Genomic DNA, 14444 nt, shown 5'->3' on the forward strand with positions numbered 1-14444 from the left:
GTTCCTCGGGCACCGCGGCTTCGAGGTCGGCCCTGCGGTAGCCGGCGAGGTTCTTGCCCTTGATGTTGATCTGCTTGGTGGTGCGCTTGACTCCGGCCGCGTCGAGTTCGGCGGCGAGCTTGTCCAGGTCCCAGTCCCCGTACCGGTCCTCATCGGCGTTGACGAGACGGGCCAGCAGGTCGACGGAGTGGATACGGTCCGAGTGCCGCATCACATCCAGCACGTCGGACAGGACAGGAGCGATCACGACTCCGGCCCGCCCGGCGCCTGCCGTGACATCCCCGGCCGCGTCCCCGCTGATCTGCCCCACGGCCTCGCGCAGCGCACGGCCCTTCAGGGCGAGGGTGTTGAACTCCGCCGTGGTGAGCAGGTCGTTCTTCACCGTGGCGTACGACGCGGGCCCGGTGACCAGCACCGTGACGCCCTTGTGCTCCTCAGACAGCAGCGACGCATCGGCGCCCATGGCGGCCTTGCCCGACCCGAGCACCATGTCCGACGACGTCTTGTCGGTGACCTGGGTGCAGCACCGGATGGTGATGATCTCCCGGAGCTTCGTCGGCACGCTCTTGGCGTCGGGGCGCTGTGAGGCGTAGTTGGAGATGAACCCGGCGGCCGGACCGCGGCGCGCGAGGCGGCCGAGGTCGTCCACGACGGCTTCACGGTCCTTGTCGTCCATAGCGAGGAACGCCTCTTGCAGCTCATCGACGGTGAGGAAGATGAATGGCATCTTGTACTTCTCGATGATCTGCGGCGTGAGCTTGCCCTCGGGGCAGATCGAGGTTGGCAGGCCCCGGAACAGGGCGAACCGCCGTTCCATCTCCGACAGAAGCTCGGTCAGCATGTTCTTGAACGCCTCGATCGCGTCTTCCTCGGCACCCAGGACGAGCCGGTGGGCGACGTGGCGCATGCCCATCCAGTCCTGACCGCCCTTGAAGTCGGCCACGTAGTGCCGCACCCACGGGTCCAGCAGACCGGCCGCGGTCATCAGGCGCTGCGTGAACGTCTTGCCCCGGCGCGGGAGTCCGCCGAAGAACATGGACTGCCAGATCACCGGCACGCTGACGCGGTTGCCGCGGGCGTCCGCGCCGAACGGGACCGCGTCCCAGATCGAGAACCGGTCCATCGTCGCGAGCGGCGAGGGGACCGGGTCGGCCAGGTAGGGGTCATCGTCCGCCACCCACATGCTGACGCGGCCGGCGTTGCCGCCCTTCGCCGCGCGGACGCGGGACATGATGACCTGAATCTCGTCCACCCCGAGTTCCTGGGCGATGACTTCCCGCTTGGCCAGCACGTCGGAAGCGGTCTTGCCGCCACCGCGGGGCATGTCGAAGATCACTGCCCAGCCGCGGCCGTCACGGACCGGGCCCATCGAGCACGACACACGCGGAAGGTCCTTCTCGTCCTTGCCGCTGCCGCTTTTGAGGAGGCCGGCGGCCCGCAGCGCGTCGTTGAGCTGAGCTGCGGACATGTCGACCTTCAGCGGCGGTGCGCCCTGGTCAAGGAGGCGGGTTTCCTTGCCGCGCCCGAGGTAGGCCAGCGGCGTCACGACCGCGGCGGCGATACCGCCCTGCACCAGCGGGTCGGCGAGCGCGACACCGACAACGGCCGTGGTCACGGCGACGGCCGCCGCGCCGAAGCGCCAGCGGCGGGTCCGGGTGCGCTCGAAGTGCGCGGCCTGCAACCGGGCTGCCAGGTCGACGTCTTCGGGCTTGAGCTTGCTCTGCGCCTTCAGCGCGCGCACGGCCGCGCTGTGGTCCTGCGCCGACAAGGTGGGCCACAGCCCCACCGTGGCCCGGTAGAACCCGCGTGCCGCCAGCAGCACCGTCTTGAACAGGTACTTCGGGACGCGGAAGGAGTGGAACCGGGTGTGCCACCAGGTCAACCGCGCCAACGCCTGCACGTTCGCCTTGATCGACGCAGCCGACCGGGCCCACGCCGGCAGCACCGGGGAGTCGGGGACGGTCAGCCAGTCGGCCAGCGGGTTGTCCGCCCGGTCAACCGCCTCCACCACCGGAGCATCAGCCGGGTCGACGGCCGCGGGAGCGTCGGGGGCGGCGCGGCGCTCGTCGAGGTGGTGAACGGTCCCCATCGGGGGTTCCTCCGTCATCAGGTCGGTCATGATGGGTACTTCCTGCTCTCTCGAAAGGGGTGCGGCAGGGGCCCCGGACGGCCGGCGACTTTGCCGGTAGGCGGCCGTCCGGGGGTTGGTCAGAGCCCGAGGCGCCGTGCGGCGCGCTCGGTGCGCTTGAGCGTGTCTTCGGCGGTCCGCAGGGCCTTCTTCGCGGCGTCACGGCCGGACCGGTCGGCGGTCCGTACTGCGGTCTTCGCTTCGGCGACCGCGTCCCGGCTCGTGTCCAACTGGCGTCGCATGGAAGCCAGTTCGCGGGCGCCACGCTCTTCCGCAGCGGCGTCGATCCGGTCGATCCTCTTCGCGTGACGGGAGGTGTCCGCGTCGGCGAGGGCCTGACGCGCCCCGCCGAACAGGGCACGGCCACGCTGACGACGCTCGGAGGCGGTGTAGCTGCGGTAGGTGTCACTCGACATGAGGTGCCCTTCCGGAGCTGGACTGTCCGGCTCCCCTCACCGCCCGCACGTGGCGGGCGGATCGGGCAACCGGCAGGTCAGCGGCGGCGGGCTTTGCGCACGTTCTTCGCGGTGGCCCTGCCGTTCTCACCGCCCACGGAGCGCACCATCGTGACGACGCCCCAGGTCAGGGCGACGGCGAGGAACGCGAGGATGGCGAGGTTCGCGGCGATCGCGGTCAGCGCTCCGACGAGCAGGGGGCCGAAGTACACGCCGGCCGCGACGGTTCCGGCGCCGATCCCGGAACCGAGCGCGATCCGCTGCACGGTGCGGTCGGGGGCGGCCTGGTGGATGTGCACGACCTGCGGGCCAGTCTGCTGAGGCAGGGCGTGGGGGTCGATGTAGGCGTGGGTGCCGTCCGGGAGCTGGACGACCGTACGCGGTGCGGGCGTTGTGGGCAGAGAGTCCACGGGTGTCCTCCTAGAAGAGCAGGTCACGCGGCCTGATGGGCGGGGGTGGCGCACGGAACGCACATACCGAGCGAGGCCGGGATGCGGTATCCGGCGTCGGTCCGGCACTCGGGGCAGACACGCTGAGCGGCGTTCGCCTTGGCGAGCGCGGCCCACTTCGCCGGGGTCATCGGTCGTACCGGTTTGGCCCGGTCGACGCAGTAGAGGTAGGCGACGCGCAGCACGGGCGGAGCCCCCGGCTTCCGGCGGCGGTTGGAGTACCACAGGAGTTGTGCGGCGACCGGCTGACCGCCGGGCCGAAGCCCGGCGGTGCGGAGCTGACGGCGTGTTGCGTAGCCGTCCGGTGCCATGCGGAACGGGAACGTCGGGAGCCCGTACACATGTCCGTCCGGATCGAGGAACCGGGCGGACATCAGGCGACGCGCTTCCACGCGGACCGCAGGCGGACCTCGGACGCGGAGTGGCCGGCGGCCCGGAAGCGGGCGGCCATCTCCCGGTACGACAGGGCGGGGGATTCGCTGTGACGGATACGGTCCACCAGCGCGTCCAGCGCGTCGTCCGACAGCGCGGACGCGGCTTCCAGGGCGAGCGGGGAGACGGGCTCCGTGGGCCCCCAGAGGGGGAGTTCCCAGCGGGGTGTGACGCCGGGCGTGACGGGGGTCGTCACGCTGGTCAGCGCCCTGCCGGTCTCCGCACCTTCCCGCGCCTCAGCGAGGGTCGACCACGCTTCGGAGAGCCGTTCGGCGGTCTGCGCTTGAACCTTCGCGACGCGGGCGCCCGCCTGCGTCACGGCCGTCAGCCGCGTCTCTTCGGTGGCCGCTTCCGCCCGCAGACGGGCACGGGCCACGGCCGCTTCGTCCCGCGCTTCCTGCTGGATGCCCTGGATCGCGTCCAGCGCCTCAGTGGTGAGCGCGGTCCGCTCCCACAGCCCATGGACCAGCCACAGCGCTTTCGCGGCGACGGGCAGCCACGCCACGGCCAGCCACGCGCCGGTGTTCTCCTCGCCGGTCAGCGCGTGCGCCACCAGGACACCGGTTGCCACCAGACCGAAGGACCAGCCCACGGCCGTCACGGGGGTGGAGTGGTCGCCCTGCGCTGCCAGACGGCGCTCGTAGGCGAGGGTGGCGAGCCATCCGCCGTCGATCCCGAGCCCGACGACGAGGGCGACGGGCCACGGCATCGCCGTGCCCAGCCACATCATGATCACGGCCAGGGTCAGGACCATGGACACCGCCGTCATCGCGACGGCGGGCAACGCGGTCTTCTTGGCGCTCATGCCGACACCCCCGTCCGGCTGTTCGCAGCCTGCGGGGAGGCGGCGTAGGCGGTCAGCTCGACGGTGGCGCCGCCGTAGGTGCCGGAAGCCAGCAGCACGGTCGTGAGCCCGCCGGCCTGCGTGCGGTACTCGACGGCGTCCGGCTCGATGCCCAGGGCCTCGCGCCACTGCTCGAATGCGGTGAGGGACTGGCCGCTTCCCATCGTGGTCTCGTGCCAGGCCAGGCACAGCGCGTCGGGAATGATGGTCGACACGCGGACCTCTGGGCCCGGCAGGTGACCGAAGTCGACCGCGAGCAGGCGCAGCGCCCGCAGCGGCACGGTCAGCGCGTCGAGCGTCGGGATCTCGCTCATGCCGCACCGCCCGGCACGCTCGCCGTGGCGGCTTGGTTCGCCAGCTCCCGGCGGGCGACCAGCGCACGGTGACGGGCGCGGCGGATGCGGCGGGTGTCCAGCTCGTTGGCCGGCCGGTCCATGGCGGTGATCTGCGCGTCGAGCAGGTCGACGTCCGCGAGGATCGCGGGCATCTCCCTCTCGATCGCGTCCAGTTCCGCGCAGGTGGGCTCGATGTCCGGGGCGAAGGCGGTAACGGCCTGTTGAACGGTGACGATGTGGTTCATGAGTCGGGTTCTCCCTAGCAGGTGGCACGGCTCAGGCGGCCCCGGAGTTGCCTCTCCGGGGCCGCGCGCCGTTGGGGGTGGGGTGGGTCAGACGGTGGCGATGATCAGCGCGCCGACCAGCAGCCACACGTGGTGAAAGGACTGGTCCAGCGCGTAGGCGCCGGTCCCGAGCGTCGGGGCGTATCCGCCGCCGGCCGTGGCGGGGGCCGCCGGGTGCGCCGGGGTCCCGAGGCTGTAGAACTCGGACTTGCCAGCGACCTTGGCCAGCCGGGCGAGCGTCGTCCGGCGGTCGGCCCACCAGTGGGTCACGGCGTCGGCCGTGAACCCGAGGACGAGACCGAGGGCGCTGACCCGCAGGTCAAGCAGTAAGACGACCGGCACAAGCAGGATCAGCTTCGTGAGCGTCAGCCCCAGGACGTGCCGGGCGTCGGCGAGACGGCCGACCCATCCGGGCTTTCCCTTGTCGGCGGCCTGGCACGACGACTGAACCCAGTGGTCACCCACGGAGTGACCGACGTAGAGAGCGACGAATACGGCGGCGAACGTGGCAGCGAGCATGGTGGATCTCCTGTCGCATGAAGGATGCGGAGACGGTCCGGCTCCCCTCTACGCCGCTCGTACGAGACGAGCAGCGGAGGCAACCGACCCCAGCGCGACCATGCGCGCTGCGGAACAGATGAGCCGCCCGACCGGCGCCGGAATGAACCCCGGAACTGCTTCGTGCGGCTGGTTGTGCGGTGACGCTGAGGGCGTGGCCGCCGTGCCGGTCAAGCACGGTCGGCGGCCCTGGTATGTCGCTTGCTCATTGGGGCTCCTCTAGGCCGGCCTGGTTGGGGTTAAGCACTGCAAGGGGGACCTTGTCCCCACTCTCCGGCCGTTGCTCGCGGTCGCCGGGCCACCTCGCCAGTACGGGTTCGAAACCCTGTTCCACCTGGCCTTTAGCGGGATTGCAGCGTCCCCGCCCTCCACTCCGAAGCAGCCCCAACGGGACTGTTCCAGTTGATCGGTTCGCCGCCCGAAGGCCGCGAACCGATGCGGTACCTCTATTACAGGTACTGCATCGAGTTCCGTCAAGTACGGCGGCGGAACTTCTGGCTTTCGCGCCGGGACTTCCTGGCGCACCATCAGAATCACCCCAGGTCAGGGGCGATGGTTACCCCTTCCATGGACACCTTGGGTCGATCTGGCTACCGTCAAGAGGTCCCAAGACGTCCCACCGGGGGTGGAGATGCCCAATGAACGCTTGCGCTCAGCGCTCTTAGCTCAGGGACTGACCGTGCAACAACTCGCGGAGGCGATCGAGGTCAACCCGAAGACGGTTGAGCGCTGGATCACGCAAGGGAAGGTCCCGTACCGGCGCCACCAGTACGCCACAGCGTCCATGCTCAAGGTCGACGTCACGACGCTGTGGGAGGACGCCCGCGCGGTCGACACCTCTGCGGACCTGAGCCGGGCGGAGATCCTCACGGTCTACCCGCACCGTCACATGGTCCCCGCCGACTTGTGGCGGGAGATGTACGGGCGTGCGTCGCGCCAGATCGACGCACTTGTGTACGCCGGACTGTGGCTGTCTGAGGATCCGCAGTTCCTCGCCCTTCTCCGGATGAAGTCGGAGGCAGGCGCGCAGGTTCGTCTCATGCTCGGGGATCCCGGCTGCGCTGCTGTCCAGCAGCGCGGCATAGACGAGGGGCACCGCATCATGGATGGGAAGATCCGCAATGCTCTGGTGAACTACCGGCCGCTCTTCTCGACTCACCCTGACATCGGCTTCCGGCTCCACGAAGCGACGCTCTACAACTCGCTCTTCCGGGCCGACGACGAGATGTTGATCAATACGCACGTCTACGGCATCGGCGCGTACATGGCGCCCGTCCTGCACCTGCGGCGGCTCCCCGGCGGCGGTCTCTTCGACACGTACGCGAATAGCATCGAGCAGACCTGGACAGGCGGTCGCCAGGTAACGGAGCACGACATCACAGGAGCCTGAGTATGGGACGTATCGACTACCTTCACGACCCTGACGCCCCGCCAGCGAACTCGGTCGTACCGTCCGTCGTCGCTTTCGTTCAGAACGAGGCGGGTCAGGTACTGATGATCCAGCGCTCGGACAACGGCCGGTGGGCACTGCCCGGCGGCGGGCACGACGTCGGCGAGTCCATCAGCGACACCGTGGTGCGCGAGGTGTGGGAAGAGACAGGCATCAAGGCCGAAGTCGACGCGATGTCGGGGATCTACACTGACCCCGGTCACGTGATGCTCTACGACGACGGCGAGGCACGGCAGCAGTTCAGCATCTGCTTCCGCGCCCGACCGGTCGGCGGCGAGATCCGTACGAGCGACGAGACGACTCAGGTCCGCTGGGTGGACCCGGCGGACCTGGAGTCGTACGACGTCCACCCCACCATGTCGCTCCGCATCGAGCACGCGATGGAGCAGGGGCGGACGTCCCCTTACATCGGCTGACGCTGGACAGCGGCCAGACGTTCGAGGACACGCGCCGTGCTGGCGAGGATCTCCGGTTCGGCACGGCGGATGAACGTCCCGATGAGGCTCTCGGGACCGTAGCGGCCGGCGATCTCGTTCACCCGATCCACGGGGTTCGTCGGCGTCCCGTCCGGAGTCGTGTTCATGTCGCAGTAGCAGAGAGCGTCCGCGAGGTGCGGGCGCTCTCGGGGGAACTCCTCTTCAAGCTCCTCGCGCATCCCGCGCGCTTCCGCCTCCATCCAGGCGCAAGAGTGGTGCGCGACCAGCCGCACGAGACGCCCATCGGCCTGGGCCACGTCGCGCAAGTACCGGGCGCCGTCGAGCGGGTGAAAGCCAGTCTTCGCGAGGTCGGGCGAATACCCGACGTCGTGGAGCACTGCGGCAGCCTCCATCAAGTCCGCATCGGCACCGAGGATCGGGGCCAGTGACCGGGACCGTTCTGCCACCCCCTGAGAATGGGCCCAACGGCGCGGCAGTGGTTCGGCCAGCAAGGATTCAGCGATCGGGTAAGCCCACCCGACCAGTCCAGTAGTGCTCAAGATTGGGAACGCTCCTCTCGGCTTGGCAACGCTCGTACCGTCCGCACCTTGCCCTGCCCACCCTCGGACAGCAGGCCAGCGGCTTCCAACTTGTCCAGCGCCTTGCTCACTGTCGGCCGCGATACGCGAAACTGCGCGCTCAGCGCTGACGCACTCGGAAAGTCCGATCCAACGCCCACTTGCTCCACCAACGCTGCGATGCGCTCGACCAGCGGTCGGCGGTCTTCGGTCTGGCTGCCTGGGACAACCCTCCAACGGGCGCCCGGTACCGACTCGGCCACCCCCTCATTGCGCAATACGTGGAAGGCCCTGAGCGCCAGACCGCGCGAGACGTCGTACTCGCGCATGACATCCGCCAGCCTCGGCAGCTCTGTCATGCTCGGATCCTTCGCGATCTCCACCTTCAGCGCTTCTGCGATCTGCAAGAAGGTCCCCCGAGGACTTGCCTGCTGCGACACTCGTTCTCCCTCTTCCGGCCCCTGCCGTCGTATCTCAGCGTCCCACGGCTGCGGCCCCATGTGGAGAGCCACCCGTTGCCTGAGACGGGGTCTCAATCTGGGTCTCATTCACCTCCGTCCGGATCCACTCAGAACCGTCTACTCCCACATCCGGTGGACTGGAATGAACGGCTCTGAACGACCTCGACTCATTCTCTGACCAGCAGGAACAGACCGCGTAAAGCGATCGGGGCTGGGATGGAGCGACCTAGAGGTTCAATATGGCGCATGGCGTGGGTGTGCACCACCTCCTGTGGCACCGGCCAGCGGGATTCGAGAGGTAACGAAATGAACCAAGATCAATTGCGCCAGGACAGCTCCCTCCCAAGATCGTTACGCACCTCTGGAAAATCGTAGGGAGGCCGCAGCGGGATTCGACTATGCTTCCGTCATGGCAGGAACGAGTGCAACTTGCGGATGGTGCGGCCGATTGGCGAACATGGCTATGTTCGGCGATTATGGAATAACGGTTAAGAGTGTTCTTTCAAGTGGCGGTGGGGTGTATAAGGAAGTTCACGAAGCTCGACGCTGTGATCATTGTGACGGATTGAGCATCGTTCGCCGATATGGACCGGCGCGTGACGTAAGCTCCAGCATTTATCACGTCCAGTCCGAAAGCTGGTTCCCTCAGCATGTTGAAGGGCGCGATATTCAGGATGTGCCAGAACTAATCGCCAGCGTGGCAAGCGAGGCGTACCAGTGCGCAAGTGTTGGTGCTTTCCGTGGCGCCGTTGCCCTCGCTAGGGCCGTTGTTGAGGCCACAGCCAAATTTAAGGGTATTACTTCGAACGGAATTGCCTCTAAAATCAACGAGCTTCACGCACTGGGTTTCATTCGTGAACACGTGAGAGAAGCTGCACATGAAGTTCGGTTTGGTGGTAACGAAATTGCCCATGGAGATCTAGCGCAAGAGCCTCTTGGAAAAGAAGAGGCCGAGGAGATACTGATCCTCATGAGCGAGATCCTTCTTGAGGTATTTCAGTCACCCGCACGTGTGCAGCGGCAGCGTCAGAAAAGGTTGCAGCGTAAAAAGGCGGAAGGGGTAGAATCTCCTTCCGACCAGTAGTCGACATCCCCCTCGCTACAGGAGGTCGGCTTCGGATAGACGTTGCCACGCCTTGCGAACGTGAGCCTCGCTGAAAAGACGCTGCTTTCGCTGGTTCCATCCCCTAATGCAGGCTGTCACAGCTTCAGGGCTCGGAGGAGGTGGGACCAGCTCTTCAGCGGCGAAGAGAACGGTACTCAGAAGCTCCATTCCGAATGCGTCTTCGAATCCAGATGTTAGCTTTTGGAACTTAGCCTCAATCACTTTGAACTCCGGATGCTGTAGCAGAAGATGCTCAGCTTCATTCACGGAGTCTTTGTTCAGTTCTAGAATTGCCTGAGCTCCGCTGGTGCCGTCACCGAATCCCGTGACGAAGTGGCCCTCCATTGTGGAGACGGCCCTATCGAGGGGTTGTGAGTACGGACCGTAAATGCCTTTTTCGAAAGGGAGTCCCAACGGGAGGTTAAACTTTTGCAGAAAGTATACAACCTTGTGTGCTTCAAGCAATGAAACGCGCGGTTCGAAAGCGAGTCCGCGCGAAATTCCGTTGCGGATGTAGCGGCTGAGTGCCACAAGAAAAGCCGCACGCTCGCGAGTCATTGCAGGTGCTTCGGTTGCATTGGGCATCGAATTTGCGCTGGGTGAGCCGGCAGGCTCCCAAACCCGAACTTCCACTCCGGGAATTGTTCCCAGAGCTTGACGAATCAACGGTTCTACTTCGTGCCAGGACAGTCCGCCATTCCCGCATCCAAGCGGCGGTACCGCAATGGACTTAATCCCTCGCTCAACAATTTCATCCCTTAGCGCAACGAGTCCCGACGCAATATCTTCGATCCGAGACGGTTCGCGCCAGTGACGTTTCGTTGGGAAGTTGACGATGAACCTCGGCCCACCCACTTGTCCGACCTCGTGTACGTGCATTCGGCCGACCGCGACGTCCTTTCGATCGCAAGACGCCTTGTAGTCCTTGAAGTTCTCCGGATAAGCCCGCTTGAACTGCAAGGCGATGCCCTTGCCCATGACGCCCACGGTATTGACCGTGTTAACAAGGGCATCGACATCCGCTAGCAGCAGGTTGCCGGTGCCGTGCGTGATCATCGTCTTCCTTCCTCGAAGGGTTCGTTGGTTACCGCTAAGTCAGTAGTACCACTCACGTCTGACAGTCACCGGGAGTTCGGCCCCAACTTCACTCAGTAGTCGCCGCACGTGTCGAGAGTGTGCAAGATCGTATGTCGCGATCTCATGTAGCGCGATCACAGGAAGGTGCTCATGGACTAGAAGTTCGGCCATGCGTCGTCGCATACGATCTCCGTCATCGACCGTGTTGGCCCAGTACCGAGCTCCCATGATCTCCCAGTCAACGACGCTTGGCATCATGCTCAGGTCGGTGAAGTGTTGGGTGATCTCGTTTGCGCAGTTGCCGTCACTGAACACGTGGGGCCGGCCAGACCCGATAACGGCGTCTACAGACGTGACGAGGTAGACGAGTGGGTCCTGTCCATCCGTATATGTCGGTACGCCGCCTCGGCTGATCACGTAGAGCATGGGCGATCGTGGGGCGAAGTAGAAAGGAACGTAGTCGGCCGGAGAGCCGTGCGGGGGGACAGTGACGCTTCGCGCGCGTCGTTCGGCTTTGACCTCCCTGTCTCCGCACTCCATCAGCACGCCGCCCCTGGCCTGCATCACACTGTCCGAGACCAACTGCTTCTCGGTAAGGATGTCGGGCAGGTGACGCACATGCGTGAAGTGAAACAGCTGCCGTTTGCCAACGTTCATCACAAGAAGTGAGTAGACCACAGGGGGGACTGCCTGTGAGGTGTCGCGTCGTCAACTAACGCCCTGCGCTACGACCTTGTTCGTCAGAGTACGTCCGCTCATTGGCGCCAGTTCATGGGCCATGTGTGGGCCAGCAGGCAAGGTGAGTGCGAGGAACGAGACGTTCCAGCAGGTCGAGAGGTGACTGGCCGCGCTAAGGACGACGCTCTTGAAAACCGTCGTGGCAGCGATGTCACCGTGGGTTCAAATCCCACACCCACCGCAGCTGGTCAGGGTTTGCGCAGATCAGAAGTGGTGTCTCCGAATTGGGGACACCACTTCCGTTTGTGTCTGTCTCGTTCTGTCCCGCCCGTATCCCACCCCTGACCAGCGTCAGTGGTCCATTTGTGTTCCAGATTCAGGCCGGTTCTGGGTCCTCGGCTCGGTCGTCTGCAGCGTTGGGAGCACGCTCGATCTGAGCGTTGGAACTGCTCTGACTGCCGTGGATGACCCCGGCGTAGAAGCGGACGAGACCGCCCCGGACTCCAGTCACAGGGACACGCACGCGGCACGCAGCAACTAGGGGTACTCGGCCAGCGGCGTGGAGACTTCCCATGCTTCGAGTACAGCGCGACGGGAGATACGTGAGGGCAAGAGGTTTACGGCAAAGACGTGGTCCCGCGCGGTGGTTCAGTCCAGGGCGTGCACAGCGATGGCGATCTTGCCGCGTGGGCGTCCGCGACCCTTGCCGGCAGAGCCACCTTCCAACAGGGCGTGCGCCTGCGCGATGTCGGCCAGCGGTAGCACGGCGCCGATCACTGGCCGGAGTCTGCCCCGGTCGACCAGCCTGCCGAGGGCCTCAAGCTTCGCCCGGCCCGGGCTGGCGAAGAGGAAGTGGTACGTCGCGTTTACGCCCCACGCGGCGAGCAGGTTCTGAGGTTCGGGGATGTCCACGACGGACACCACGCGGCCTCGGTCGGCGAGGACCTCCGGGCTGCGGGCGAGGGTGTCCCCGCCCACTGTGTCCAGCACTACGTCCACCCCGCCCAGGGCGCGGACCTGCGGCACGTAGTCACCGGCCGAGAAGTCGATCGCGTGGTCGGCTCCCAGCCCGGTGACGAACTCGTGATCCTTTGCCCGCGCGGTGGTTACCACCTCGGCTCCCAGCGCGGCGGCGAGCTGGACGGCGGCCGAGCCGACCCCGCCCGCTCCGCCGTGCACCAAGACCCGTTCCCCGACCCTCACCCTGGCGCGTTCGACCAGCGCCTCCCACGCCGTCACGCCCACGAGCGCGAGACCGGCTGCCTCGACATGCGTCAACCGTGCGGGCTTGCGGGCGACCAGGGTCTGGTCGACCACGTGGAACTCGGCGTAGGTTCCCTGCCCGGCGAAGATCGGCGCCAGGTACCAGACATCGTCGCCCGGCTGGAAGTCGCCCGCCCCAGGGCCGGTCTCGGCCACCACGCCGGACACGTCGTTGCCGATCACGGTGGGCAGTGCCACCTGGTCGCGGTAGTCGCCGCGCCGGGTCTGCAGGTCGAGCGGGTTCACGGACGTGGCCTCCACACGCACCAGCAACTGGCCGGGTCCGGGAGTGGGTCTGGGCAGTTCTCGGGTGGCGAACGCGGTGTCCGCGTCACCGAAGCGGACGAGTTCCACCACGCGCATCGAAGTCGACATGCCACCACCGTACATCGTGATATTGCGAATCATGAATATGTATGTGCGCTACGATCACCGCGTGTTTTCGGAAGCGGAGTTGCTGGCTGTGTTCCGGGCCCTGTCCAACCCGGCCCGCCGTCAGATGCTGGTGTGGCTCAAGGACCCGATGAGTTTCCCCGGCCAGGAGCCCGCCGACGTCGAGATCGGTGTCTGCGTGACCGACATCCAGCAGCGCGCAGGTCTGGGGCAGTCAACCACCTCGCAGTACCTCGCGATGCTGCGGCAAGCGGGGCTGGTGGTCGCCACCCGGCGGGGCAAGTGGACCTACTACCGCCGTGACGAGGCGAACATCGCCCGCCTCCTGGAGACCTTGCGCGAGGTGTTCTAGATCCAATGCCGTTCGGGGTGGTGTTCTCGAAGGCCGGGAATGCCCATGGTCCGGTGGCGGCGAGGTCGCGGAAACTGTCGGCGTTCAAGGCGGTGTCCCGCCCGGTACGCCGAGCGGGACACCGTCTTGGCTTCGCGACAGGCGGGTCAGGCCGCCTGGACCAGTTCGGCGCGCCCGAACAGAAGGGCGTAGCCGGAGGGGAGTTGGGCGAGAAGGCGGTCGAGGAGATCGTCTCCCGCGAGATGCCCGACCAGGGTCAGGACCGTGCCCACGTCCCAGCGTGTGGTGGCGGGTGTGCCCCCGGTACGCGTGGCCAGATCCTTGACGAAGCCCCAGCCGGTGAGGGGTTCGGCGGCGGGCGGCTCGGCCATCAGGATGCGTGCCGCGTCGACGGGCAGGCTCGCGGCGACTTCGGCGCGCTCGTCAGGGGTCAGCTGCCTGCCGAGGGCCGACAGCACGATGCGCGTCGTCCGCTCGGCCCGCTCCCTGGTGGGGTACGCGCCTTCGTACCGCACTTGTTCGAGCATCTGGTCGTACGTCGTGACCGGCGGCGACGGCGGTACCTCTGCCTGGGGGTACATCGGGCGGATGCCTTTCTTCATCGGTGAGTTGGTGGCGGAGACGGTGATCCGCGAACCTCAGGAGCGGAGCTCGTTGCGCCGCGACTCCGCGCCCACAGCGATCTTGCGGGGCTTGGCACGTTCGGTGACCGGGATCCGCAGGGTCAGGACACCCGCGTCGTACTCCGCCACGATGCGTTCCGTGTCCAGGGTGTCGGCCAGCATGATCTTCCGGGAGAACACCCCCAGAGGCCGCTCGGAGAGATCCATACGCGCGCCGTCGGAGTCGGTCACCGGGCGCCGCTCGGCCTGGACGGTCAGCATGTTCCGTTCGACGTCGATATCGATCGCGTCCGCCGACACTCCGGGCAGATCCACGGCGATGACGTAGACATCGCCTTCCCGGTAAGCGTCCATCGGCATCGGGGAAGGCTTGGACCAGGTGCCGGTCATCCCCATGAGCTGCTGGGAGAGACGGTCGAGTTCGCGGAACGATTCGGTGCGCATCAACATCGTGAAACACCTCCGGTTGGTTCGGGCAGAAACTGCCAATGCGCTGCGGCTGCCACTGTTGTAGCATGTCATCGAAACGATGACAACTAGGATGTCGTCGAAAGGGTGACACT

At 66.3% G+C, this 14444-nt stretch carries 19 protein-coding genes; 4 read left to right on the forward strand and 15 right to left on the reverse strand.

Annotated elements, in window-relative coordinates:
* The 8 genes from GXP76_RS27285 to GXP76_RS27320 all read right to left on the reverse strand — a co-directional run.
* Nucleotides 1–2119: cell division protein FtsK (locus tag GXP76_RS27285; RefSeq protein ID WP_242574272.1), on the reverse strand; the 2119-nt coding region annotated here is incomplete at its 3' end.
* An 89-nt stretch (nt 2120–2208) separates the two neighbouring features.
* On the reverse strand, nt 2209–2544 hold the full coding sequence (locus GXP76_RS27290; RefSeq protein WP_242574273.1) for a hypothetical protein: 336 nt from the start codon (nt 2542–2544) through the stop codon (nt 2209–2211).
* A gap of 77 nt (nt 2545–2621) precedes the next feature.
* A complete protein-coding gene (locus GXP76_RS27295; RefSeq protein WP_242574274.1) occupies nt 2622–2993 on the reverse strand; it encodes a DUF6251 family protein in 372 nt (123 codons plus the stop codon).
* 23 nt (nt 2994–3016) lie between these two features.
* Nucleotides 3017–3406 carry an RRQRL motif-containing zinc-binding protein gene (locus GXP76_RS27300; RefSeq protein WP_242574275.1) on the reverse strand — a complete coding sequence of 130 codons (390 nt, stop codon included), beginning with the start codon at nt 3404–3406 and terminating at the stop codon, nt 3017–3019.
* A complete protein-coding gene (locus tag GXP76_RS27305; protein ID WP_242574276.1) occupies nt 3406–4269 on the reverse strand; it encodes a protein spdB in 864 nt (287 codons plus the stop codon). The genes GXP76_RS27300 and GXP76_RS27305 overlap by 1 nt, the downstream gene beginning before the upstream one ends.
* The gene (locus GXP76_RS27310) at nt 4266–4622 is read right to left on the reverse strand and encodes a hypothetical protein (protein ID WP_242574277.1); all 357 of its coding nucleotides are present in this window, start codon (nt 4620–4622) and stop codon (nt 4266–4268) included. Before GXP76_RS27310 ends, GXP76_RS27305 begins: the two co-directional genes overlap by 4 nt.
* Complete coding sequence (locus tag GXP76_RS27315; RefSeq protein ID WP_242574278.1) at nt 4619–4888, reverse strand: DUF6284 family protein; 270 nt, start codon at nt 4886–4888, stop codon at nt 4619–4621. Before GXP76_RS27315 ends, GXP76_RS27310 begins: the two co-directional genes overlap by 4 nt.
* Nucleotides 4889–4975: 87 nt before the next feature.
* The gene (locus GXP76_RS27320; protein ID WP_242574279.1) at nt 4976–5446 is read right to left on the reverse strand and encodes a transcriptional regulator; all 471 of its coding nucleotides are present in this window, start codon (nt 5444–5446) and stop codon (nt 4976–4978) included.
* Nucleotides 5447–6116: 670 nt separating this feature from the next.
* Between GXP76_RS27320 and GXP76_RS27325 the strand changes: the two genes are divergently transcribed.
* Together GXP76_RS27325 and GXP76_RS27330 are read left to right on the forward strand one after the other, a co-directional pair.
* Entirely contained in the window at nt 6117–6875 is a 759-nt protein-coding gene (locus tag GXP76_RS27325) for a helix-turn-helix domain-containing protein (RefSeq protein WP_242574280.1), read from the forward strand.
* A 2-nt stretch (nt 6876–6877) separates the two neighbouring features.
* The gene (locus GXP76_RS27330) at nt 6878–7351 is read left to right on the forward strand and encodes an NUDIX domain-containing protein (RefSeq protein ID WP_242574281.1); all 474 of its coding nucleotides are present in this window, start codon (nt 6878–6880) and stop codon (nt 7349–7351) included.
* On the opposite strand, the gene GXP76_RS27335 is transcribed toward GXP76_RS27330, so the two are convergent.
* Together GXP76_RS27335 and GXP76_RS27340 are read right to left on the reverse strand one after the other, a co-directional pair.
* Nucleotides 7339–7911 (reverse strand): HD domain-containing protein, encoded by a 573-nt coding sequence (locus GXP76_RS27335; protein ID WP_242574282.1) that lies wholly within the window; start codon nt 7909–7911, stop codon nt 7339–7341. The two genes, GXP76_RS27330 and GXP76_RS27335, sit on opposite strands and share 13 nt — an antisense overlap.
* Nucleotides 7908–8369, reverse strand: coding sequence for a GntR family transcriptional regulator (locus GXP76_RS27340; RefSeq protein ID WP_242574283.1), 462 nt, complete (start codon nt 8367–8369; stop codon nt 7908–7910). Before GXP76_RS27340 ends, GXP76_RS27335 begins: the two co-directional genes overlap by 4 nt.
* Before the next feature lie 430 nt (nt 8370–8799).
* Between GXP76_RS27340 and GXP76_RS27345 the strand changes: the two genes are divergently transcribed.
* Nucleotides 8800–9474, forward strand: coding sequence for a DUF4145 domain-containing protein (locus tag GXP76_RS27345; RefSeq protein WP_242574284.1), 675 nt, complete (start codon nt 8800–8802; stop codon nt 9472–9474).
* Nucleotides 9475–9489: 15 nt separating this feature from the next.
* Here GXP76_RS27345 and GXP76_RS27350 read toward each other — a convergent pair whose 3' ends face one another.
* The 3 genes from GXP76_RS27350 to GXP76_RS27360 form a co-directional block, all read right to left on the reverse strand.
* Entirely contained in the window at nt 9490–10551 is a 1062-nt protein-coding gene (locus GXP76_RS27350) for a macro domain-containing protein (RefSeq protein ID WP_242574285.1), read from the reverse strand.
* Nucleotides 10552–10590: 39 nt separating this feature from the next.
* Nucleotides 10591–11229: a DUF4433 domain-containing protein gene (locus GXP76_RS27355; protein WP_242574286.1), complete on the reverse strand. Its 639-nt coding sequence runs from the start codon at nt 11227–11229 to the stop codon at nt 10591–10593.
* A gap of 669 nt (nt 11230–11898) precedes the next feature.
* Nucleotides 11899–12888, reverse strand: a complete 990-nt coding sequence (locus GXP76_RS27360) for a zinc-binding dehydrogenase (RefSeq protein ID WP_242574287.1) — start codon at nt 12886–12888, stop codon at nt 11899–11901.
* Nucleotides 12889–12949: 61 nt separating this feature from the next.
* On the opposite strand from GXP76_RS27360, the gene GXP76_RS27365 reads away from it, so the two are divergent.
* Nucleotides 12950–13258 carry a helix-turn-helix transcriptional regulator gene (locus GXP76_RS27365; protein WP_242574288.1) on the forward strand — a complete coding sequence of 103 codons (309 nt, stop codon included), beginning with the start codon at nt 12950–12952 and terminating at the stop codon, nt 13256–13258.
* A gap of 146 nt (nt 13259–13404) precedes the next feature.
* Here the strand turns inward: GXP76_RS27365 and GXP76_RS27370 are convergent, their stop codons facing one another.
* Nucleotides 13405–13839: a DUF2267 domain-containing protein gene (locus GXP76_RS27370; protein WP_242574289.1), complete on the reverse strand. Its 435-nt coding sequence runs from the start codon at nt 13837–13839 to the stop codon at nt 13405–13407.
* Nucleotides 13840–13896: 57 nt separating this feature from the next.
* Nucleotides 13897–14331: an Hsp20/alpha crystallin family protein gene (locus GXP76_RS27375; protein WP_242574290.1), complete on the reverse strand. Its 435-nt coding sequence runs from the start codon at nt 14329–14331 to the stop codon at nt 13897–13899.
* Nucleotides 14332–14444 lie beyond the last annotated feature (113 nt).

It is taken from the genome of Streptomyces sp. NP-1717 (assembly GCF_022695985.1).
In the GTDB taxonomy this organism is placed as follows: domain Bacteria; phylum Actinomycetota; class Actinomycetes; order Streptomycetales; family Streptomycetaceae; genus Streptomyces.